This window comes from Pseudoduganella sp. GW821-FHT11H04 (assembly GCF_058807935.1).
On sequence record NZ_JBXARE010000006.1, the window covers coordinates 244,229 to 265,962 of the forward strand.

Annotated in this window: 23 protein-coding genes; 8 read left to right on the plus strand and 15 right to left on the minus strand. The window is 63.2% G+C overall.

Annotated features, from left to right (window positions below):
• Positions 1–2: 2 nt before the first annotated feature.
• Genes AC1RTP_RS15910 through leuS form a run of 4 tightly spaced genes read right to left on the minus strand, consistent with a single transcriptional unit; the run spans position 3 to position 5,546 of the window.
• Positions 3–1,274, minus strand: coding sequence for a glutamate-5-semialdehyde dehydrogenase (locus AC1RTP_RS15910; RefSeq protein ID WP_498608598.1), 1,272 nt, complete (start codon positions 1,272–1,274; stop codon positions 3–5).
• A 5-nt stretch (positions 1,275–1,279) separates the two neighbouring features.
• Positions 1,280–2,296 (minus strand): DNA polymerase III subunit delta, encoded by a 1,017-nt coding sequence (gene holA, locus AC1RTP_RS15915; protein WP_498608599.1) that lies wholly within the window; start codon positions 2,294–2,296, stop codon positions 1,280–1,282.
• Positions 2,297–2,305: 9 nt separating this feature from the next.
• A complete protein-coding gene (locus AC1RTP_RS15920; RefSeq protein ID WP_498608600.1) occupies positions 2,306–2,917 on the minus strand; it encodes an LPS-assembly lipoprotein LptE in 612 nt (203 codons plus the stop codon).
• Positions 2,918–2,924: 7 nt separating this feature from the next.
• Positions 2,925–5,546: a leucine--tRNA ligase gene (leuS, locus tag AC1RTP_RS15925; RefSeq protein ID WP_498608601.1), complete on the minus strand. Its 2,622-nt coding sequence runs from the start codon at positions 5,544–5,546 to the stop codon at positions 2,925–2,927.
• 70 nt (positions 5,547–5,616) lie between these two features.
• Here leuS and AC1RTP_RS15930 point away from each other — a divergent pair, with 70 nt between their 5' ends.
• From AC1RTP_RS15930 to map, 4 genes are all read left to right on the plus strand, one after another.
• Positions 5,617–6,477, plus strand: a complete 861-nt coding sequence (locus AC1RTP_RS15930; protein ID WP_498608602.1) for a DUF6597 domain-containing transcriptional factor — start codon at positions 5,617–5,619, stop codon at positions 6,475–6,477.
• 82 nt (positions 6,478–6,559) lie between these two features.
• Positions 6,560–7,156 carry a hypothetical protein gene (locus AC1RTP_RS15935; protein ID WP_498608603.1) on the plus strand — a complete coding sequence of 199 codons (597 nt, stop codon included), beginning with the start codon at positions 6,560–6,562 and terminating at the stop codon, positions 7,154–7,156.
• 76 nt (positions 7,157–7,232) lie between these two features.
• Positions 7,233–7,598 carry a VOC family protein gene (locus tag AC1RTP_RS15940; RefSeq protein ID WP_498608604.1) on the plus strand — a complete coding sequence of 122 codons (366 nt, stop codon included), beginning with the start codon at positions 7,233–7,235 and terminating at the stop codon, positions 7,596–7,598.
• Between the two features lie 15 nt (positions 7,599–7,613).
• Positions 7,614–8,405 (plus strand): type I methionyl aminopeptidase, encoded by a 792-nt coding sequence (gene map, locus AC1RTP_RS15945; RefSeq protein ID WP_498608605.1) that lies wholly within the window; start codon positions 7,614–7,616, stop codon positions 8,403–8,405.
• A 91-nt stretch (positions 8,406–8,496) separates the two neighbouring features.
• Here map and AC1RTP_RS15950 read toward each other — a convergent pair whose 3' ends face one another.
• From AC1RTP_RS15950 to AC1RTP_RS15970, 5 genes are read right to left on the minus strand one after another with little or no spacing between them, the layout of a single operon-like run.
• On the minus strand, positions 8,497–8,814 hold the full coding sequence (locus AC1RTP_RS15950) for a barstar family protein (RefSeq protein ID WP_498608606.1): 318 nt from the start codon (positions 8,812–8,814) through the stop codon (positions 8,497–8,499).
• Complete coding sequence (locus AC1RTP_RS15955) at positions 8,814–9,236, minus strand: ExbD/TolR family protein (protein WP_498608607.1); 423 nt, start codon at positions 9,234–9,236, stop codon at positions 8,814–8,816. The genes AC1RTP_RS15950 and AC1RTP_RS15955 overlap by 1 nt, the downstream gene beginning before the upstream one ends.
• A gap of 5 nt (positions 9,237–9,241) precedes the next feature.
• Complete coding sequence (locus AC1RTP_RS15960) at positions 9,242–9,898, minus strand: MotA/TolQ/ExbB proton channel family protein (protein WP_498608608.1); 657 nt, start codon at positions 9,896–9,898, stop codon at positions 9,242–9,244.
• On the minus strand, positions 9,898–10,707 hold the full coding sequence (gene dapB / locus AC1RTP_RS15965; RefSeq protein ID WP_498608609.1) for a 4-hydroxy-tetrahydrodipicolinate reductase: 810 nt from the start codon (positions 10,705–10,707) through the stop codon (positions 9,898–9,900). Before dapB ends, AC1RTP_RS15960 begins: the two co-directional genes overlap by 1 nt.
• A gap of 14 nt (positions 10,708–10,721) precedes the next feature.
• A complete protein-coding gene (locus tag AC1RTP_RS15970) occupies positions 10,722–11,249 on the minus strand; it encodes an outer membrane protein assembly factor BamE (protein WP_498608610.1) in 528 nt (175 codons plus the stop codon).
• 105 nt (positions 11,250–11,354) lie between these two features.
• Here AC1RTP_RS15970 and fur point away from each other — a divergent pair, with 105 nt between their 5' ends.
• Entirely contained in the window at positions 11,355–11,783 is a 429-nt protein-coding gene (fur, locus tag AC1RTP_RS15975) for a ferric iron uptake transcriptional regulator (RefSeq protein WP_498608611.1), read from the plus strand.
• Positions 11,784–11,833: 50 nt separating this feature from the next.
• On the opposite strand, the gene hrcA is transcribed toward fur, so the two are convergent.
• Both hrcA and AC1RTP_RS15985 read right to left on the minus strand, forming a co-directional pair.
• A complete protein-coding gene (gene hrcA / locus AC1RTP_RS15980; protein WP_498608612.1) occupies positions 11,834–12,850 on the minus strand; it encodes a heat-inducible transcriptional repressor HrcA in 1,017 nt (338 codons plus the stop codon).
• Positions 12,851–12,854: 4 nt separating this feature from the next.
• Positions 12,855–13,550, minus strand: a complete 696-nt coding sequence (locus AC1RTP_RS15985) for an HAD family hydrolase (RefSeq protein WP_498608613.1) — start codon at positions 13,548–13,550, stop codon at positions 12,855–12,857.
• 124 nt (positions 13,551–13,674) lie between these two features.
• Here AC1RTP_RS15985 and AC1RTP_RS15990 point away from each other — a divergent pair, with 124 nt between their 5' ends.
• Complete coding sequence (locus AC1RTP_RS15990) at positions 13,675–14,298, plus strand: hypothetical protein (RefSeq protein WP_498608614.1); 624 nt, start codon at positions 13,675–13,677, stop codon at positions 14,296–14,298.
• Between the two features lie 13 nt (positions 14,299–14,311).
• A complete protein-coding gene (locus AC1RTP_RS15995; protein WP_498608615.1) occupies positions 14,312–14,881 on the plus strand; it encodes a hypothetical protein in 570 nt (189 codons plus the stop codon).
• A 137-nt stretch (positions 14,882–15,018) separates the two neighbouring features.
• On the opposite strand, the gene rsmA is transcribed toward AC1RTP_RS15995, so the two are convergent.
• From rsmA to AC1RTP_RS16015, 4 genes are read right to left on the minus strand one after another with little or no spacing between them, the layout of a single operon-like run.
• A complete protein-coding gene (rsmA, locus tag AC1RTP_RS16000; RefSeq protein WP_498608616.1) occupies positions 15,019–15,789 on the minus strand; it encodes a 16S rRNA (adenine(1518)-N(6)/adenine(1519)-N(6))-dimethyltransferase RsmA in 771 nt (256 codons plus the stop codon).
• 15 nt (positions 15,790–15,804) lie between these two features.
• Positions 15,805–16,884 carry a 4-hydroxythreonine-4-phosphate dehydrogenase PdxA gene (pdxA, locus tag AC1RTP_RS16005; RefSeq protein ID WP_498608617.1) on the minus strand — a complete coding sequence of 360 codons (1,080 nt, stop codon included), beginning with the start codon at positions 16,882–16,884 and terminating at the stop codon, positions 15,805–15,807.
• Between the two features lie 16 nt (positions 16,885–16,900).
• Complete coding sequence (locus AC1RTP_RS16010) at positions 16,901–18,289, minus strand: peptidylprolyl isomerase (RefSeq protein ID WP_498608618.1); 1,389 nt, start codon at positions 18,287–18,289, stop codon at positions 16,901–16,903.
• A 41-nt stretch (positions 18,290–18,330) separates the two neighbouring features.
• Entirely contained in the window at positions 18,331–20,571 is a 2,241-nt protein-coding gene (locus tag AC1RTP_RS16015) for an LPS-assembly protein LptD (protein ID WP_498608619.1), read from the minus strand.
• A 100-nt stretch (positions 20,572–20,671) separates the two neighbouring features.
• On the opposite strand from AC1RTP_RS16015, the gene AC1RTP_RS16020 reads away from it, so the two are divergent.
• Entirely contained in the window at positions 20,672–21,724 is a 1,053-nt protein-coding gene (locus tag AC1RTP_RS16020; RefSeq protein WP_498608620.1) for an aminoglycoside phosphotransferase family protein, read from the plus strand.
• Positions 21,725–21,734: the final 10 nt, after the last annotated feature.

A 21,734-nucleotide genomic window follows, 5' to 3' on the forward strand; every position in this document is an offset into this window, starting at 1 on the left:
GATTACTTTCTAATCTCACCGTGGCCGAACACCACGTATTTAAGGGAAGTCAGCCCTTCCAGGCCAACCGGGCCACGTGCGTGCAGCTTGTCGTTGGAGATGCCGATCTCCGCGCCCAGGCCGTATTCGAAACCGTCGGCAAAGCGCGTGGAGGCGTTGATCATCACCGAGGCGGAATCGACTTCGCGCAGGAAGCGCATCGCGGCCGAGTAATCCTCGGTGACGATCGCTTCGGTGTGCTTGGACGACCAGGTGTTGCAATGCTCGATTGCGGCATCAAGGCCGTCGACCACGCGCACGGCGAGGATAGGCGCCAGGTATTCGGTGGCCCAGTCTTCCTCGGTGGCGTGCGCCAGGTGCGGGTAGCTGGCTGCGGCCAGGATGACGTGCGCTTCGGCGTCGGCACGCAGTTCGACCGATTCGGTCAGGTAGCGCGCGGCCAGTTGCGGCAGGACCTCTGCGGCGACGGCGCGCGAAACGAGCAGCGTTTCCATGGTGTTGCAGGTGCCGTAGCGGTGGCATTTGGCGTTGAAGCCGATGTCCAGCGCCTTGGCCATATCGGCCTTGGCGTCGATATAGACGTGGCAGATGCCGTCCAGATGCTTGATCATCGGCACGGTGGCTTCTTCCATTAGGCGCGCGATCAGGCCTTTGCCGCCGCGCGGCACGATCACGTCCACGTATTGCGGCATGGTGATCAGGGCGCCCACGGCGGCGCGGTCGGTGGTGTCGACTACCTGCACGCCGTCAGCCGGCAGGCCGGCGCCTTGCAAGCCTTCGGCCACCAGCTTGGCCAGCGCGCGGTTGCAGTGGATGGCTTCCGAGCCGCCGCGCAGGATGGTGGCGTTGCCGCTCTTGATGCACAGGCCGGCCGCGTCCACGGTCACATTCGGGCGGGCTTCGTAGATGATGCCGATCACGCCCAGCGGCACGCGCATCTGGCCGACCTGGATGCCGGACGGGCGGATTTTCACGTTCGAGATTTCGCCCACCGGGTCCGGCAGGGATACGATCTGGCGCAGGCCTTCCACCATGGTGGCGATGGCCTTGTCGGTCAGGGCCAGGCGGTCCAGCATGGCGGGCGCCAGGCCCGCGGCGCGTGCGGCGGCCAGGTCTTGCTCATTGGCGGCGCGCAGGGCCGGCGCTTCGCGCTCGATGGCGGCGGCGATCAATTCCAGTGCGCGGTTGCGGGTCGCGCTGTCGGCGCGCGCCATGCCGCGCGATGCGGCGCGGGCGCGGCGCCCGATATCTTCCATATACTGCTTGATGTCCATATTCTTTAACCTCGTGCGACCTTCAACGCAAGCTGCAGCATGGCGTCCCACTGGTCGCCGGCGAACGCCTTGGCGCGCAAGCCCTTGACCATGCGGTCGACCTGGGCGGCCTGCTGCATCGCCGCCTCCAGGGTGGGCAGCGAGATGCGGCGCAGCGCCGGCTCCATCAGCCGTTCGCGCGGGCCCCAGATGCGGTATTCCTTCAGGAGCGCCGGCAGCGGACGGCCCTGGGCCATGCCTGCCTTTAATTTTAGCAGCGTGCGGATTTCTTCGGAGACGGCCCACAAAACCAGCGGCAGCGCTTCGCCCTCGCCCTTCAAGCCCTCCAGCATGCGGATCAGGCGCGCGGTGTCGCCGGAGAGCATGGCTTCGGACAGCTTGAAGACGTCGTAGCGCGCCACATTGAGCACGGCGTCCTGCACCTGCTCGTGGGCCAGCTTGCCCGGCTCGTGCAGCAAGCCGAGTTTCTGGATTTCCTGGTGTGCCGCCAGCAGGTTGCCTTCGACGCGGTCGGCGATGAAGTCAAGGCTGGCACGCTCCGCGCTCTGCCCTTGTGCGGCGAGACGGTTCGCAATCCATCCCGGCAGCGCGTTGCGCTCGATGTTCGGGATGTCGATGTACACGGCGGCCTGCTGCAAGGCCGCCACCCACGCCGCCTTCTGCGTCTGCCAGTCAAGCTTGGGCAGGGTAATCAGCGTGAGGTTGTCGGGGGAGAGATCTTTGGCGTAAGCCTGCAGGGCGGCGCCGCCATCCTTGCCCGGCTTGCCGGACGGGATGCGCAGCTCGATCAGCTTCTTGTCGCCGAACAGGCTCATGGCCTGGTTGGCGGCGAGCAGCTCGCCCCATTTGAAACTGCGTTCGACGGTGAGCACGTCGCGTTCGGAGTAGCCCTGCGCGCGCGCAGCGCGGCGGATCTTGTCGGCCGCCTCCAGCGCCAGCAAGTGCTCGTCGCTGGTGATCACATAGAGAGGGGCCAGCGTCTTGGCAACGTGGCCGTCCAGGGCGTCGGCGCGCAACTGCATGGCGGCCTCTTAGCGCGTGGTGTCAGGCGCAACCAGCACGCCAGGCAGCACGCCCGATGGAACCGGGGCCGGCGCCGGTGCGCCAGGTTTGATGGCGGCGATGCGGCGCATCATTTGCTGCACCAGGTCGGTCTGCATATCCTTGTACAGCAAGGCTTCTTCCTGCTCTTTCGCCAGCAACTGGGTTTCGTTGAAGGTGATCGGGCGGCCCAGGGTGATCTGGGTCGGCGCCAGCAGCTCGTTGCCGGCCTTGTCGGTCACGCGGAACAGGATGTTGTAGCTCAGGAGGTATTCACGCACGCGGCCATTGCTGTTCAGGGACAGGATGGTCTTGCTGCGGGTCTTTTCCGGATTGCTCAGCACTTCGATCACGCCGTCCGCTTCCTTGGCGGTGGCGGCGACCGCGGTGTGGCCGTTGGCGCGGATATTGCGCTTGAGGTCAATCGCCAGCGGCGACGACTCCGGCAAGCCCACGTACAGAGCGTCGAAAGGCAGCGTGTAATTGCCGCCCGAGCCGCGCAGGTGGAAGCCGCAGCCGGTGGCCAATACGGCCACGCCCAGGGCGGCAGCCGCCAGCATGGCGCGACGCACCGCGCCGCGGGAGAACAGAGTCGTCGTCATCTTTACCTTACACCACAATGTTAACCAGTTTGCCCGGTACCACGATGACCTTCTTCGGCGTGCCTTCGAGGAACTTCTGCACGCTTTCCTCGGCCAGCGCGGCGGCTTCGATGGCGGCCTTGTCGGCAGCCTTCGGCACCTTGACGGAGCCGCGCAGCTTGCCGTTCACCTGGATCATCATTTCGATCTCGGACTGCTCCAGCGCGGCCGGGTCGACTTGCGGCCAGGCTGCGTCGAGAATGTCGCCAGCATAGCCCATCTCCTGCCACAGCACGTGGGTGATGTGCGGGGCGACTGGGTTCAGCAGGCGCAGGAAGATCGCATAACCTTCGGACAGCACGGCTGCTTCCACGCCTTTCGCCGATTCCAGGGTGTTCAGCATCTTCATGCAGGCCGATACCACGGTGTTGTACTGGATGCGCTTGATGTCGTAGTCGGCTTGCTGCAGCACCTTGTGCACTTCGCGGCGCAGCGCCTTGCCGTCGTCGGTGGCGGCAACGGCGGCCAGCGGCGAGCCGGCGGCGCGGATCGCGTCGCGCTGGGCAAAGCCGAAGTTCCACACGCGCTTCAGGTAGCGATTGGCGCCTTCCACGCCGGAGCCGGACCATTCCAGGGTTTGCTCTGGCGGCGAAGCGAACATGGTGAACAGGCGCGCGGTGTCGGCGCCGTACTGCTCGATCTGCACTTGCGGGTCAATGCCGTTGTTCTTGGACTTGGACATTTTCTCGATGCCGCCCAGGTTCACCGGTTGGCCGTCGGCCTTCAGCACGGCCGATACAGGGCGGCCGCGGTCGTCGGTGGTCAGGGTCACGTCGTCCGGATTGAACCAGTGCTTCTTGCCGGAGGCTTCTTCGCGGTAGTAGGTCTCGTTCAGCACCATGCCCTGGGTCAGCAGGTTGGTGAACGGTTCGTCGAACTTCACCAGGCCGAAGTCGCGCATCACCTTGGTCCAGAAGCGGGCGTACAGCAAGTGCAGCACGGCGTGCTCGATGCCGCCGATGTACTGGTCCATCGGCATCCAGTAGTCGTTGCGTTCATCGATCATCGCCTTGTCGGAACCTGGCGAGGTATAGCGCATGTAGTACCAGCACGAGTCGACGAAGGTGTCCATGGTGTCGGTTTCGCGGCGCGCCGGCTTGCCGCATTTCGGGCAGTCGCACTTCAGGAAAGCTTCATGCTTGTTCAGCGGGTTGCCGGTGCCGTCCGGTACGCAGTCTTCCGGCAGTACGACAGGCAGGTCCTTTTCAGGAACCGGCACGCTGCCGCAGCTGTCGCAGTGGATCATCGGGATCGGGGTGCCCCAGTAGCGCTGGCGCGAAATGCCCCAGTCGCGCAGGCGGAAGGTGGTCTTCTTCTCGCCCAGGCCTTGTGCGGCCAGGTCGGCGGCGATGGCTTCCAGCGCTTCGCTGTAGCGCAGGCCGTCGTACTTGCCGGAGTTGGTGACCACGGAGACGGCCTTGTCGCCGTACCATTCCTGCCATGCTTCGTCGCTGTAGGCCTGGCCTTCGGCAGCGATCACTTGCTTGATCGGCAGGTTGTATTTCTTGGCGAAGGCGAAGTCGCGCTCATCGTGCGCAGGCACGCCCATCACGGCGCCGTCGCCGTAGGTCATGAGGACGTAGTTGCCGATCCAGACTTCGACTTGGGCGCCGGTCAGCGGATGGGTGACGAACAGGCCGGTCGGCATGCCCTTCTTCTCCATCGTCGCCATGTCGGCTTCGATCACGGAGCCCATCTTGCATTCGGCGATGAAGGCTTGCAGTTCAGGCTTGTCTTGCGCGGCGTGGGCGGCCAGCGGGTGCTCGGCTGCCACGGCGCAGAAGGTCACGCCCATCACGGTGTCTGGGCGGGTCGTGAACACGAACAGCTTGCCGTCATTGATCAACTGGCCGTCGTTGCCCTTGATCTGGTGCGGGAAGGCGAAGCGCACGCCGGTCGATTTGCCGATCCAGTTCGACTGCATGATGCGCACGCGCTCAGGCCAGCCTGGCAGTTTGTTGTCGACGTAGTCCAGCAGCTCGTCGGCGTAGTCGGTGATGCGCACGTAATACATCGGGATTTCGCGCTTTTCGATCAGCGCGCCCGAACGCCAGCCGCGGCCGTCGACCACCTGCTCGTTCGCCAGCACGGTCTGGTCGACCGGGTCCCAGTTCACGGTGCCGGTTTTCTGGTAGATGATGCCTTTTTCCAGCATCTTCAGGAACATCCACTGGTTCCACTTGTAGTATTCAGGCTTGCAGGCGGCCATCTCGCGCGACCAGTCGATCGCCAGGCCCATCGACTGCATCTGCTCTTTCATGTGGTCGATGTTGGAGTAGGTCCATTTGGCCGGCGGCACGTTGTTGGCCATCGCCGCGTTTTCGGCTGGCATGCCGAAGGCGTCCCAGCCCATCGGCATCAGCACGTTGTAGCCGTTCATCCGCAGGTAGCGGTACATCACGTCATTGATCGTATAGTTGCGCACGTGGCCCATGTGCAGCTTGCCCGAAGGGTAAGGCAGCATCGAGCAAGCGTAATACTTGCCTTTTGGGAAACGCGGGTCGTTCTCGACGGCTTTGTAGGCGTCGATCGCCTTCCAGTGCGATTGGGCGGCTTTTTCGACTTCTGCTGGACTATATTTTTCTTGCATGATGTGGCGCACTAAAATAGATGGGATATGAACCCTTCATTATAACAATGCATTGGTGCGGCGCGTCAGAATGAGATATCAGGAATTTCCGCCTCCTGCGGGGCTGGCTGGGCTGGTGGACTGCCTTTGGCTGTCCGAGGCTGCTGCCGCCCCTGCTGCGGCTGCGGTCTCGAAACGCGTGCTGCCCGATAATTGCACCGATATCTTATGGCAGGACAGCGGGGACGCCTTCTTTGTCGGCATGATGAGCACCTGGTTTGATGTGCCGGCTTCCCGCCAAGTGCGGACGGTGGCGGTGCGCTTCCGGCCGGGGGCGGCCAGCTTGTTCCTGGGGCCGGTGCCCTTGGCGGGCCTGGTCGATACGCGGGCCGATCTCGATCTGCTGTGGGGGCGTTCCGTCGCCGAGCGCCTGGGTGATGCACTGTGGTCGGTCGCGCGCAATGATGCGGAACGCCTGGCGCTGCTGACCGAGGCCCTTTACGCCCGCCTCTCCCTTGCTGCGCCGGGCGCCCGCGCCGCAAGCGCGCTTGCCTCCCGCGTGGAGCATGATGCCGCAGCGGCAGCTGCCCGTCTTACCTCAGCCGCGCCAGCGGGCCAGCTCCTGGCTTTGCGCGCAGTGGCCGAGCTCGAAGCAAGCGACGGCGCACTGCGCGTTGAAACGCTGGCCGACAAGCTTGGCGTTTCTCGCCAATACCTGGCCGCCCAGTTCCGCGACCATGTCGGCTTGTCACCCAAGCTGTTCGCCCGCATCTGCCGATTCCGCAGCGCCCGCGCCGCCGCGCTCGCCACCGCGCCCTGCGACGCCGCCCCGCACGACCACGACTGGGCCACGCTCGCCCTCGACAGCGGCTACTTCGACCAATCCCACCTGATCCGCGACTTCCAGGACTTCACCGGCGCCTCCCCCGACGTCCATATGAACAAGCGGTGACGCTCCCCACCCTGTCGCGAGAAAGTGCGATTTTCAGGCCAATTCAGGGCAAAAATCGCACTTTCTCGCGCCGGAGGTAAACATGGAACCCAATGTGTGTATAGCCATTTCAAGCAAAACACTGCGCGCCATCTTCGACTACCAGGAGGAGCAAGAATGGGCGCTCGATCCCGCCAGCCTGGCTGAGTTCGCCATTCACGACTGGCTAGAGCGCCAACGCGAGGCCGCCAAACCGCAAGGCCAGCGCGGCTATTTCTGGAAGAAGCTATTCCTGCCTGATGGCACGCGGCTGCGCGTCTCCAACCACAGCACCACACGCTACGCCGCCATTGTTGGCGACGATCTCGTCTACGAAAGCATGACCATGTCGCCGAACCGGTTTGTGCAATCAACCCTGGGCTCCGCGCGCAACGCCTGGAATGTGGTCTATGTTCAGATGCCGGGGCAACGCGAATGGAAGATGGCCTTCCGCATGCGCTGCGAGCAAGAAGCCGAGGCGCGCCGCAAAGCCAGTCGAGTAACGCCGCCCAAACCTGTCGAACCGCCTGCGCCAGCGGCCAGCTCGGAGCTGCCGCCACGCTCGCTGCCGGACGGCCCCTTGCTCGCGCCGAAACTCAGGCCCGGCGCCGAAGAACGCCGCCTCAGCTACCGCCGGGCGGAAGACCTGCTGCTCGACTAGTTTCCATTTTTCCAATCGCGGGGGCGAACCGCGTGGCAAGATGCAGCCATTGAATACCAACCAAGAGGAGAACATCATGATCAAAGGCCTGCGCACCGCCATCTACCCTACCCCCGACCTGGAGGCCGGCAAGGAGTGGTACAGCAAAGTTTTCCAGACCAAGCCCTACTTCGACCAGCCCTTCTACGTCGGCTTTGAAATCGGCGGATTCGAGCTCGGCCTGGTGCCCGATGGCAAACCCGTCAAGCATGGCGTCCAGGCTTACTGGGGCGTGGAAGACATCGCCAAAGAAGTCAAACGCATCGTCAAGCTGGGAGCAAGCACTCACTCTGACATCCAGGAAGTAGGCGAAGGCATCAAGGTCGCCGAACTGGCCGATCCCTTCGGCAACCTGCTCGGCCTGATTGAGAACCCGCATTTCGACTTGTCCAGGGTCGCGTGATACCATGCACCCCCTATGGCCAAACGCAATAACAAATCTATCCTGATCAAGACGCCCGACCAGGTCGAGCTGGCCCGCGTGGCCGGCCAACTGGCGGCTGACGTGCTGACCTTCATCGCGCCGCACGTCAAGCCGGGCGTCTCCACCGCGCAGCTGGACCAGCTGTGCAACGACTACATCGTCAACACCCAGAAAGTCATCCCGGCCAATGTCGGCTATGGCGGCTTCACCGGCACCGTATGCACCTCGGTCAACGAGGTGGTCTGCCACGGCATTCCGACGCCGAAGAAGGTGCTGAAGGACGGCGACATCATCAACATCGACGTCGCCGTTATTAAAGACGAATGGTTTGGCGACACCAGCCGCATGTACTACGTCGGCACTCCGTCCAAGGCAGCGCAAAAATTATGCGAAGTGACGTATGACGCCATGTGGGCCGGCATCCGTGCGGTCAAGCCGGGTAAGCGCCTCGGCGACGTTGGCCACGCGATCCAGAAACTGGCCGAAGCGGCGGGCTACAGCGTGGTGCGCGATTATTGCGGGCATGGCATTGGCATGGTGTACCACGAAGACCCACAGGTCCTGCACTACGGCCGTCCGGATACCGGGCTGCTGCTGGAGCCTGGTATGGTTTTCACGATTGAGCCGATGATCAACGCCGGCAAGCATGCCACGCGCGCGCTGCCGGATGGGTGGACGGTGGTGACGGCCGATCGCTCGCTGTCGGCGCAGTGGGAGCATATGGTGGCGGTTACGGAGACGGGCTTCGACGTGTTGACTTTAGCGCCGGGCGAGCAAACCCGGTAACCCAGTGTCTGACCCGCAGGGTCAGACACTGATACGCGACGGCCGCAGGCCAAGGTGTCTGACCCTGCGGGTCAGACACCGGTTCACCGGTTTAGCGCAACGTCAGTTTCAACGCCGGCTTCTCGCCGTAATCCTCGTAGCGCTCATTGATCCCGCCCACGCAGAAGGAAATCTCCTCCAGCAAATCAGCCGGCATCTTCTTGGAATCGGTAATGACAAGCTCCAGCACCTCATTCGGCTTGAGCCTGAAGCGCGTCATATTCTCGTCATCGCGCAGGTAGGAAAGGCAATCGACCCAGGCATCAATGGTCGCGCCATAACCAGAAGGGAATCCAAGTTCCGCCTGGCACGTCGCATGGAAAGCAGCTTCATCGCCGATCGCGGCGCCGTTCAAAGTGGCAGTAGCCATTATTTCTTTTCCTTCGGATCGGTGACAAACCCAATGCGGGTCAGGCCATGCGACTGTGCAGCCGCCATCACCTGCGCCACCACTTCATAGCGGGTATCCTTATCCGCCCGCAGCTGCAAATCCGGCTGCTGCGGCAAAGCCGCCGCCTCGCTCAGGCGCTGCTCCAGCTCGCCCGCCTGCAAGGCATCGTTATTCCAATAAACCGTACCAGCGGCATCGATCGCCAGCGACACAGCCTCCTGCTCCTGTTGCAAGGCCTTGGCCTGCGCCTTCGGCAACTCCAGCTGCACCGCGTTGGTAAACATCGGCGCGCTGATGATGAAGATCACCAAAAGCACCAGCATCACATCCACCATCGGCGTGACATTGATGTCCGCCATGGATTCCTTCTGCCGGTGATGGTTGAAGGAGCCGAAAGCCATAAGCCTTAGTCCCTGGTCAGGTAAGCGTGCAAGTCGTGCGCGAACGCGTCCAGTTCGGACAGCGTGATGCGATTGATGCGGTTAAAACCGTTATACGCCAGCACTGCCGGAATCGCCACGGTCAGGCCAACGCCGGTCATGATCAGCGCCTCGCCCACCGGGCCGGCTACCTTGTCGATCTGCACCGTGCCCTGCGCCGACACCGCCGCCAGCGCATGGTAGATGCCCCAAACGGTGCCCAGCAAGCCGACAAACGGCGCGGTCGAAGCGATCGACGCCAAGAGCGTCAGCCCTGACTCCAGCCGGGTAGTAGAAACGTGGATCGCATCGCGCAGCACGCGCGTCGCCTGCTCGCCGCGGCCCATCTCCGCCGCAATACTGCCAGCCTTGGCATGCGCCAGCTGGCCGGCGCCGGCATGCGCCACCGCCGCGAAAATACCTTCTTGGTCGCGCGCGCCCATCAGGGCCACGCCGTCCGCCACCGAAGGGGCATCCCAGAACGCCTGCACCGCCGGCGCCGCGCGCCGGATGCGCCACGACGACCAGCCCTTCCACAGGATGAAGAACCACGACGCCAGCGACATCGCCAGCAGCAGGTAAGCCACGGCGTGCGACAGCGCGTCGCCTCGCTGCCAATAGCTGGCGAAGGTAAAGTGCTCCATCAGCCCTTCAGGCCCAGCACGTCGTACATATCGTACAAGCCGGCCTTCTTGTCGGCCAGGAAGGCTGCCGCACGCAGCGAGCCGTTGGCATAGTGCTGGCGCGAAGAAGACTTGTGGCTGATCTCGATGCGCTCACCTTCGGTGGCAAACATCACGGTATGGTCGCCGATGATGTCGCCGCCGCGCACGGTGGCAAAGCCGATCGAGGAAGGATCGCGCGCACCGGTCACGCCTTCGCGTGCGAACACGCCGCACTCTTTCAGGTCGCGCCCCAGCGCATCGGCGATCACCTCGCCCATTTTCAACGCGGTGCCGGACGGCGCATCCACCTTGTGGCGGTGGTGCGCCTCGATGATCTCGATGTCGTAGCCGATGTCGAACTGCTTGGCCGCGAATTCCAGCAGCTTCAGGGTCACGTTCACGCCCACGCTCATATTCGGCGCGAACACGATGGCGGTCTTTTCAGCCGCAGCCGCGATGGCAGCCTTGCCCGCTTCGTCGAAGCCGGTGGTGCCGATCACCATCTTCACGCCATGCTCGGCGCAATAAGCCAGGTGGGCCAGGGTGCCTTCCGGTCGGGTGAAGTCGATCAGCACGTCGGCGCCGGCCAGGCCCGTCGCCAGGTCGGCCGAAATGGCCACGCCGGCTGGCTGGCCCATGAAGGCCGCCGCATCGCTACCCAGCGAAGGCGCACCCTCGCGGTCCAGCGCGCCCGACAGGCGCGCCTCTGGCGTCTTCTGCACCGCCTCGATCAGCATATGGCCCATGCGGCCGCTGGCGCCGGCGATGGCGATATTCAATTGCTTCATCACTTTTTCCTTAATTACTGCTTCTGGCCCGATTCCTGGCCGCCCGGCAGCGGGGACTTGCCCGACTTGACGCTGGCCTTGGCTTCTTCCGCCTCTTTGAAATCCTTGAGCGGGCCGGCGATGCGGGAGATGTATTCACGCTCGCTTGGCAGCTCCCCGCCTTCAAAGCGCTCCACTTTGTTGTCCTTGTCGAAGTAGACCACGACCGTGCTGGTGGTCAGCTCGCCGCTGCCCTTAGCCAGGCGGAACGGGTAATCCCAGCGCTGGCCATGGAAGGCGTCCGCCATCAATGGCGTACCGAGCAGGAACTTGACCTGGTCCTTCGTCATGCCGGCTTTGAGCTGGGCCAGCATCTCCTTGGAGACGAAATTGCCTTGCTGAATGTCAGGACGATAAGGCGAGAAGAACCACAGGAATTTCTGGACCTGGGTGATCTGCGTGGTCTGCGCGCCCTGCGCAGCCTCCACCGGAGCCACCGGCGCCGGCGCGCTGGCGCAGGCGGCCAGGAGGGCTGCAGCCAGCAGCGGGGTGCTTCGTTGCAAGAAAGACAGCGGGGTCAAACGCATATATGCATACCTCAATTCCGTGAGCAGAAGTGCCTAAAACGCTATATCATAAAGCACTTCCCGCAACTGACGTTAGCAAACATGAGTAACAGCCCTACCGACCTGAAGGCGTCCGGCCTGAAGGCTACCTTGCCGCGCCTGAAGATCCTCGACATTTTCCAGAGCAGCCCCGTGCGCCATTTGACGGCGGAAGACGTGTACAAGCTGCTGCTGGCGGAGAATATGGACGTCGGCCTCGCCACGGTGTACCGCGTGCTGACCCAGTTCGAACAAGCCGGCCTGCTCAATCGCAACCACTTCGAAAGCGGCAAGGCGATTTTCGAGCTCAACGAAGGTTCCCACCACGACCACCTGGTCTGCCTCGATTGCGGCCGCGTGGAAGAATTCGTTGACGAAGAAATTGAAAAGCGGCAACAAAGCATTGCCGCCGAGCGCGGCTTCAAGATCGCCGAGCATGCGCTGGCGATTTACGGCACCTGCACCAAGGCGCAGTGCCCGCATAAGCATTAAACCCGGAAATTCTGGGTCAGACCCAAGGGTCTGACCCAGGTTTACCGGGTTTAATGGTTGCTTAAAGCATTCGACAGCAAGCGCGAAGTAATATCCACAATCGGAATCACCCGCTCATACGCCATGCGGGTCGGTCCGATCACCCCCAGCGTCCCCACGATCTTGCCATTCGCTTCATAAGGCGCGGTCACCACGCTCATTTCTTCCATCGGCACAAGCTGCGACTCGCCGCCGATAAAAATCTGCACCCCCGACGCCTTGGACGACACATCCAGCAGCTGCATCAACCCCGTCTTCTGCTCGAACAAATCAAACATCGCCCGCAGCGAGCTCATATTCGACGACAAATCCGTCACCGACAGCAGGTTGCGCTCGCCCGCGATCACCATATCGTCAGCCGATTCCGCCATCGCCTGCGAGCCCGCTTCCACCGCCGCCTGCATCAAGCGCCCCATATCGTCGCGCAGCTGGCGCAGCTCATGCTGCAAGCGCCCACGCACATCCTCAAAGGACAGCCCGGAATAATGCTGGTTGATGAAATTGGCCGACTGCTGCAGCTGGGCCGGCGTGTAATCGACATCGGTCAGCAGGATGCGGTTTTGCACATCGCCCGAAGGCGCCACGATCACCAGCAGCACCCGTTTCTCGCCCAGGCGCAAAAACTCAATCTGCTGGAACACCGATTCATGGCGCGGCGCCAGCACCACCCCCGCGAACTGTGTCAGCGAAGACAGCATCTGCGCCGCATTGGCGATCAGCTTTTGCGGCTGCGGCGAAGCGGCCTGCAAGCGCGCCTGCACCGCGCTCTCATCGATATGCTGCACCGTGAGCAAGGTGTCAACGAAGATACGGTAACCGCGCGGCGTCGGCACCCGGCCGGCCGAGGTATGCGGGCTGGCCACATAGCCCTGCTCCTCCAGGTCGGCCATGATATTGCGGATGGTGGCGGGCGACAGCTCCAGTCCGGAAATCTTGGACAGGGCGCGCGAGCCGACCGGCTGGCCGTCGGCGATATACCGCTCCACCAGGGCTTTGAGCAGGGTTTGGGCACGAAGATCGAGTTGCATAAGCCTATTCTGCCAACTGTTGTTCCAGCCACGCAAGCAATTCATCAAGCGTAGCGCATACCGCGTCCGGTACCGGCGCCCCTGCGGGCAGCGCCTTGCCATGGCGGTTCATCCACACCGCCCGCATGCCGGCCGCCTGCGCCCCGGCCACGTCGAGCGCCAAGTCGTCGCCGACATAGACCGCATCCTGCGGCGCCACGCCCAGCGCATCGCACGCCGCCCGGAAAATCCCGGCATCCGGCTTGAGCGCACCGAAATGGGCCGCCGCCAGCGATACCTCGAAATGGTGGGCAAGCCCGATGACTTCAAGGTCGGCATTGCCATTGGAAATGGTGCCCAGCTGCACATGCTGGCGCAGCTTGAGCAAGCCCGGCAGCACATCGTCATACGGCGTGACCGCATTGCGCGCCGCGAAAAAGTGCGCCATCGCGCCCTCCACATGGGCAGCATCCTCGCCCGCCGCCGCAAACGCCGCCTGCAAGCTGGCACGCCGCAGCGACCCAAGGTCGACCAGCAGCTCGGGCTGGGCTGCCGCCAGTTCGGCACGGTGGGCGCGCAGCGCATCGATCGACCACTCCGAGGCCACTTTGGGCGCATGCGCCGCGAGCCAGGCGTGCAGCGTCAATTCCGCCTCGGCGATGACGGGCGCGATCGGCCACAGGGTATCGTCGAGGTCAAACAGGATGGCTTTGGGCTTCATGGCCGCATTGTACTCCGCCCGGTTGCAAGCTGTTACAAGGGAAAAGCTGGGCAAATCGGCTAAAGAAGTGGCAAATGCACTAAAATAGGCGCCGATTTGGTCAATCCGACGTGGAGAATGTGCAATGAAGAGTAAGTACCTGAATGCCGCTGCCGCGCTGCTGTGCGCCGCCGGCTTGGCAGCGTGTGGTGGCAAAGGCAACGGCAGTATCGCCCTGGGCGTCCAGGTGTTCGGCCTGGACCGCAGCGGCCTGGTGCTGCAAAACAATGGCGGCGACGACTTAACCGTATCCGGCACCGGCAATGTTTACTTCGCCACCCTGATGGCGCCCGACGACACCTACAACGTCACGATCAAGACCCTGCCGGACGGCGTCACCTGCACCCTGGCCAACAATAGCTCCAAGATCAACTACTACACCTATTTGCAAACCACGGCCAGCTGCGCCGCCGTGCCCTACGTCCTGGGTGGCAAGATCAACGGCCTGAATGGTAACGGCCTGGTGCTGACCAACGGCTCGCTGACCCTGGCGGTGCCGCAAGGCGCCAGCACTTGGGAATTCGCGACCAAGATCGGCAATGGCAGCATTTACGGCGTGACCGTGCTGGCGAACCCGACCCGCGTCGAAAACGGCGTCACCATCACGCAGAACTGCACGGTGACCAATGGCACCGGCAAAATGCCGCAGTTCAACTTACCAGATCCACAGGGTCGGGTTCTCGACATTGTCGTGAACTGCGTCAACTAATTTAGGAAAGCAGATGAAAGCACAACTCATTGGCGCGGCCCTGCTGGCCGCCACCCTGGCCGCCTGCGGCGGCAAAGCCAGTTTCGTCGTGGGCGGCCAGATTACCGGCCTGAGCAACCAAGGGCTGGTACTGCAACTGGATGGCGGCAACGACCTGACGGTGGCCTCCGGCGCCGCCACCTTCAGTTTCCCCAACACCATCAGCTACGGCACCGAGTACAACGTCACCATCAAGACCCAGCCTGACCACATGACCTGCGCCGTAGCCAACCCGACCGGTTCGGCTGGCCACACCACCAGCATCAACGTTGTGATCAACTGCGCGCAAAACTCCTACACACTGGGCGGCAGCGTGACCAACCTGACCACCGACGGCCTGGTGATCGTCAACGGCGCGAATGGCAGCCTGACTGTACTCAAGGGCGCCACCACCTTCACCATGGGCGGCACCATCCCTGTCGGCACCGCCTACGGCCTGTCCGTCCTGACCCAGCCGACCGGCCAGACCTGCACCATCACCAACGCTTCGGGTGTCATGGGCGACGCCAATCGCTCGAACGCCGCGATCAGCTGCGCCCCGTGATATAAGCAAGTGGAATGACTGGAATTCCAAAAATAAATTGGAACAATATGCCGCGACGCAGCATAATCAATCCCGTCTCCTCCACTTCTTAACAGAAATGGATTTAGCCCGCTCTCAAGCGGGCTTTTTTTTGCGCGTTAAACAGGCAGGTTGGCGAGGGCGACGTAGGATTCGACCGGCACCGCTTCCGGGCGGTCTTGCGGGTTGATGCCGGCGGCGACCAGCTGTTCCGGGGTGAACATGCCGGCCACGCAGTTGCGGATCACTTTGCGGCGCTGGGAGAAGGCTTTCTGCACCACGGCTTCCAGGCGGGCCTGGTCGCATGGCAGTGGATTTTCAATCGGGACCATGCGCACGATGGCCGAATCGACTTTCGGCGGCGGGTCGAAGGCGTCCGGCGGCACGATGAACAGCAGCGCCATGCGGTAGCGCCATTGCAGCATCACGGACAGGCGGCTGTAGGCCTTGGTGCCAGGTTCGGCCACCATGCGCTCAACCACTTCCTTTTGCAGCATGAAGTGCTGGTCTTGCACGACGGGCGCGAATTCGGCCAGGTGGAACAGCAGCGGCGAGGAAATGTTGTACGGCAGGTTGCCCACCACGCGCAGCTTTTTCCCTTCCGGTACCGGGATGTAGCCGAAGTCGAACTTCAGCGCGTCGCCGGCGTGGATGGTGAGCTTTTCGCGCGGATAGCGCTTTTCCAGGCGCGCCACCAGGTCGCGGTCCAGTTCCACCACGTGCATATGCGGCAGGGATTTGAGCAGCAGGTCGGTCATGGCGGCCAGGCCGGGCCCGATTTCCACCATGGTGTCGCCGGCCGCTGGCGCGATGCTGTCAATGATGTCGCCGAGGACGCGGTCGTCCTGCAGGAAGTTCTGGCCGAAGCGTTTGCGGGCAATGTGTTTCATGTTTTTTCTTTCTACTTATTGGCCGGACGTGCTGGCCTGGGCCATTTCCAGCGCGGCCGTCAGGGCGGCCTGCATGCTCGAGCAGTCGGCGCGGCCCAGGCCTTGCGCGGCCAGGTCGAGCGCCGTGCCGTGGTCGACCGAGGTGCGGATCAGCGGCAGGCCAAGGGTGATATTGACGCCGTGGCCGAAGGTGGCGTACTTCAGGACCGGCAGGCCCTGGTCGTGGTACATGGCCAGGACGCAGTCGGCGTCTTTCAGGTATTTGGGCTGGAACAGGGTGTCCGCCGGGTACGGGCCGCGGGCGTCGATGCCGCGCGCGCGGGCCGCTTCCAGCGCCGGGGTGATAGTGTCGATTTCCTCGCGCCCCAGGTAGCCGTTCTCGCCGGCGTGCGGGTTCAGGCCCGCCACCAGGATGCGCGGGGCGGCGATGCCGAACTTGGCGCGCAGGTCGGCGTGGATGATGTCCAGCGCCTCACGCAGGCTGTCCTGGGTAATGGCGGCGCTCACGTCTTTCAGCGGCAGGTGGGTGGTGGCCAGGGCCACGCGCAATTGCGGCGCATCTTCGGCCCCGACGACGGCGTGCGGCTGGCCGGCCAGCATCATCACCACGCGCGCGGTGCCGGTCCGCTCGGCGAAGTATTCGGTGTGGCCGGAGAACGGTACACCGGCGTCGTTGATGGTGGATTTCTGCACCGGCGCGGTGGCCACAGCCTCGAACCAGCCGGCCTTGATGCCTTCGATGGCGGCGTCCAGCGTGGCGAGCACGTAGCGGCCGTTTTCCTTATCCAGCACACCCGGTTGCACATGGGCGCCCAGCGGGATGTCCAGCGCGCACAAACGGTCGGCGCCGAAATGCGGCAGGCCGGCATTGCGCGCCGCCATGGTGGTGACGGCGCTGATGCGGATCTCGGGATCGATTTCGGCCGCAGTCATGGCCAGGAAGGCAGCGTCGCCCACCAGCACCGCATTGACCTGGTGCCGCATGCCCCACGCCGCACGGATGGCGATTTCCGGGCCGATGCCGGCCGGCTCGCCGGTAGTGATCGCAATGACAGGGCGCACACCCGGGCGCCGTAATTGCAGGTTGGCGCTCATGGTGTCCCCCGCCTGCTTATTTCAGCGATTCGTCGCGGTATTCGACGTAAGCACGGTCGCGCACTTCACGCTGCCAGTCTTCCGCCGCGTCCACCAGCTTGCGCTCGCGCAGGGCATTGCGTGCAGCGCTGCGCTGCTTCTCTTTCGAGACGTCGTCGCTCTTACGCTCCAGCACTTCGATCAGGTGGTAGCCGAAGGAGGTTTCCACCGGCTCCGATACCTGGCCGACCTTGAGCGCGTTCATGGCTTGTTCCATTTCCGGCACGGTATCGCCCGGGTACAGCCAACCCAGGTCGCCGCCCTTGCTGGCGGAACCGTCGTTGGAGAACAGGCGCGCCAGGTCTTCGAACTTGGCGGCCTTGTTGTCCAGGCGCTCTTTCAGTTCCTGCAGCTTGCGCTTGGCGTCGGCCGCGCTCATGGTCGGCGTGATCTTCAGCAGGATGTGGCGCACGTGGGTCTGCTGCACGGTTTCCTGCGCTGCCGAATCGGCCATGCTGCGCTTGTCAACCAGCTTCAGGATGTGAAAGCCGGCGGCGCTCTTGATGATCTGGGTCACCTGGCCCGGCTTCAGCTTGTTCAGCGCATCGGCGAACAGCGGAGGCAGGGTGGTGCTTGGACGCCAGCCCACGGAGCCGCCATGCAGCGCGTCGGAAGCGTCGGAATAGGTGGCGGCCATCTTGGCGAAATCGGCACCGGTACGCAGCTGGCGCGCCACTTCTTCGGCGCGCTTCTGGCGCTGGCCGATCACTTCCGGCGAAGCGTTTTCCGGGATGCGCACCATGATCTGCGAGATGTTCATTTCGAACTGCTCGGAAGCGGCGGCCTTTTCGGAGGCGATGAAGTTGTCCACTTCCGCTTCCGAGATATTGATCTTGTTGTCGACCTCATACTCGCGCAAGCGCTGCATGGTGATCTCTTCGCGAATCTCTTCGCGGAAGGAAGCGAAGGTGGTGCCCTCTTTTTCCATCTGGTTGCGCAGCTGCTGCACCGTCATCTTTTGCTGCTCGGCGATACGCGCGATGGCGCGGTCCAGCATATTGTCGTCGACGCGCACGCCCATTTCCTTGGCCAGCTGCAGCTGGGCGCGTTCCACGATCATGCGCTCCAGCACCTGCTTGCGCAGTTCTGCCGCTTCCGGCAGGGCCACTTTCTGGTCCTTCATGCGCTGCATGATGGTGGTCACACGCTCGTTCAGTTCGCGCTGGGTGATCACTTCATCGTTGACGATGACGGCGATGGCGTCGATCGGCGAGTTGGCCGACTGGCCCGGCGGCGTGAAGCCCTTCGATTGCGCTGGTGCAGCCACCGGTTTGGCAGCTGCGGTGGCAGGCTTGGCGTCTTGCGCCAAGGCCGGAACGGCGAGGGTGGCACACAGCAGGGCAGCAGCTAATTTAATCGGGTGCATATCTGAAACGCTCATGTATCAGTGTTGAGGAAGTCGAAAGCTTAACGCACGCTTTCATTCACGCGGCGATAGCCAGGGATGCTGTTTTTCAGCACCTCCAGCGGGTTGCCGAGACCGAATTTGGACAGCCCGTTCAGCTCCAGCTGGAAGAAGAACTGGGTCGAGGTCTTGTTGGCGGTGGTGACGAAGCGCTGCGCGCCCATGCGGAATACCCAGCAATCGCAGTTGTATTCCAGGCCGATCACGTTCTCCAGCACCTTGTGTTCGCGCAGCGAGTATGACACACGGCCGACGCCGAACCATTTGTCCGTAATCGGCCACTGGGCCGACAGGTCGGCATTCCTGAAGCTGTCACGCACATAGCGGTAGCCGGCGTTGATCACCTTGTAGGTGCCCGGCATGTACTGCACCGTCAAGTTCGAGGTGGTGACCTTGCTGGTGGACGGGTTGTACTGCACCAGGCTATCGACGCCCCAGGAATTGGAGATACGGCCGGTCGCAGCCAGCAGCATGTCGGAACGGGTGCTGTTGACTGGCGTGGTGTTATCGATCTGCACGCGCTGGTCGGCGAAGTAGAAGCGCTGGCCGAACGCCAGGCGCAGTCGTTCCGCGCCGGACGATTCCAGGAAGCGCGACACCACGGCCGCCGTCACCTGGTTGGCGTCGCCGATGCGGTCGGAGCCGACGAAGCGGTTCTCGCTGAAGATCTGCGAGAAGTTGAAAGTGGCCGGCGCCGTGTCGAAGTTCGGGAGCTGGTCCTGCTTGCGGTACGGCGTGTAGACGTAGAACAGGCGCGGCTCCAGGGTCTGGGTCGCCTTGTTGCCGCCCAGCTTTGCGTCGCGCTCGAATACCAGGCCCGAATCGAGCGAGAAGGTCGGCACGGCGCGCGTCATCGACTTCGATGGGTCGGTACCGAAGGCGTCGAGCTGGTAGGCGCTGGCGTTCAGCATCACCTTCGGCGTCATGAAGTAGGACGAGCCGATGATCGGGTAGCTCAGTTGCGGCTGCACCACCATGCGGTTGCCCTTGATCAGGTCCGGATGCCAGAAGCGGGTCAGCTCGGAGTCGACCTGCCAGTCGAAGCCTCCCAGGTCGTATTGCGCCGCGTGGAAGTTGATCGCCGGCAGGCGGTCGTAAGGGCGCGTGACGAACAGCGACGGGTTGGTCACCGAGTCCGGGTCCTGCAGCACGTGGTACTTCTGGGCGCGCGCTGTCAGGCTCCAGAATTCGCCGTGGTAGTCGGTGCGCAGTTCTTTCAGCAACTGGCGCTCGGCCGACGACGAAATGGTTTTCGAAAAATCGTTCGGATAGTTGTTATCCGACGCGGCGCGCAGGTTCCAGCCGTAAGTCCAGTCCTTGGCCAGCGCCTGGGTATGCACCGACTGCAGCTGCCAGCGGTCGCGGTTCGCTTCCTTATCGTTCGGCAGGTACTCGAGGAAAGTGCGGCCCTCGTAGTAGTTGCCGGCGTCGGTCTCGCCGATATAACGGGCAACGGCGCCGAGCTGGAAGCCGCGACGCGAAATATAGCGCGGGTACAGCGTCAGGTCGCGGTTCGGCGCGATATTGAAATAGTAAGGCAGCAGCAGTTCGGCGCCGCCGCGCGAGTTATACGAGGGCGTCGGCGGCAGCCAGCCCGAGCGGCGCGCGCCCGACAGCGAGAAGGACAGCGCCGGCGTGCCCAGGATAGGCACATCCTTGAAATAGATCAGGGTGGCGCCGGCGGTGCCGACGTCGCGGCCCTGGTCCAGGTTCAGCGAACGCGCCTTCAGGTACCAGTCCGGATTCGGGCCCTGGCAGGTGCTGTACGTGCCATCGACCACCTGCGCTTCGTCTTCGTTCAGGAAGTTGATGCGCTGCGCCTTGCCCTGGGCATTATTCGCCTCCAGCTGGTAGGTCGGCTGCAGCGCATAGCCGCGCCCCGTTTCCATGTTCAGCTTCAGTTCATCGGCGGTGAAATAGTCGCCGAAGCGCCAGATACGCACACTGCCCTTGGCTTCCAGCTCCTGCTCCACTTGCTGGAAGTTGGCGGCGTCGGAAGTCACGCGCGTCTTGTCGTGCACCACTTCCACGTCGCGCAGCAGGCGCAATTCGCGCTCAGGGCGGCCGGAAATATCTTCCGCACGCACCGTGGTGACGGCGTTCTTGTCTTCCACGCGCGGCGCGCGCTTGACGGCGGTATGCGTCTGCGCATGGGCGGACGCCGCCGCAGTGGCGGCGGCAATGGCGGTCAAGGCGAACGCCCAGCGTTTCTTATTGTTAGGGGGAGCCAGGAACCGGGTCATGGGTGGTGGGACGCGTGAAACACCATAAAGGCGATTTTTTAATGTGAATCCCTTATTATATGGGAATCTTTACCCACAACCGGTTTTGCAGGCTGCTTTAATGTCTTTATTATCTAATTCACCATCTCCCGACACCGATCCACGCCTGGCCGCGCTCACCGCATGGCTGCAAGGCACGGGCCTGGTGGATGCCGCTTCGGCCCGTCCCGCCTCCGAGGACGCCAGCTTCCGCCGCTATTTCCGCGTTGACGTTTTGCCTGATCACCGCGCCGCCCACGGCGCCACCATGGTCGCCATGGATGCCCCGCCCGAGCGCGAAAACGTGCCCGCCTTCGTGAAAGTCGACCGCCTGCTGGCCGACGCCGGCGTATCGGTACCGAAAATCGCCGCCGAAAACCTGGAGCAGGGCTTCGTGCTGATGTCGGACCTGGGCACGGTCACCTACCTGCAAGCGCTGAACCACGATTCGGCCGCCACCCTGTATGCCGAAGCGCTGTCCTCCCTGGTCAAGATCCAGCAGGCCAGCCAGCCCGGCGTGCTGCCCGAATTCGACCGCGCCTTCATGCTGCGCGAACTGAATATCTTCCCGGAGTGGTATATCGGCAAGCACCTGGCCGCGACCCTGAGCGAAAAACAGCAGCAGGAACTGGACAAGGTATTCGAGGCCATCCTGGCCAACTGCCTGGCGCAGACCCAGGTCTTCATGCACCGCGACTACCACTCGCGCAACCTGATGTGGATGGACGAGGGCAACCCCGGCATCCTCGACTTCCAGGACGCGGTCTGGGGGCCGATCACCTACGACGCCGCCTCGCTGCTGCGCGATGCCTATGTATCGTGGGACGAGGAACTGGTGCTCGACTGGCTGATCCGCTACTGGCAGCATGGGTGCAGCGCCGGCCTGCCGATGAAGAAGGACTTCGATGAGTTCTACAAGGACTTCGAGTACATGGCCCTGCAGCGCCACCTGAAGATCCTCGGCATCTTCTGCCGCCTGAACTACCGCGACGGCAAGCCGAACTACCTGGGCGACCTGCCGACCGTGATGGAATACGTGCGCAAGACCGCCAACCGCTACCGCGACCTCAAGCCGCTCATCAAGCTGCTCGACGCGCTGGAAGGCAACGCGCCGCAAGTCGGCTACACCTTCTAAGGGGCGACGC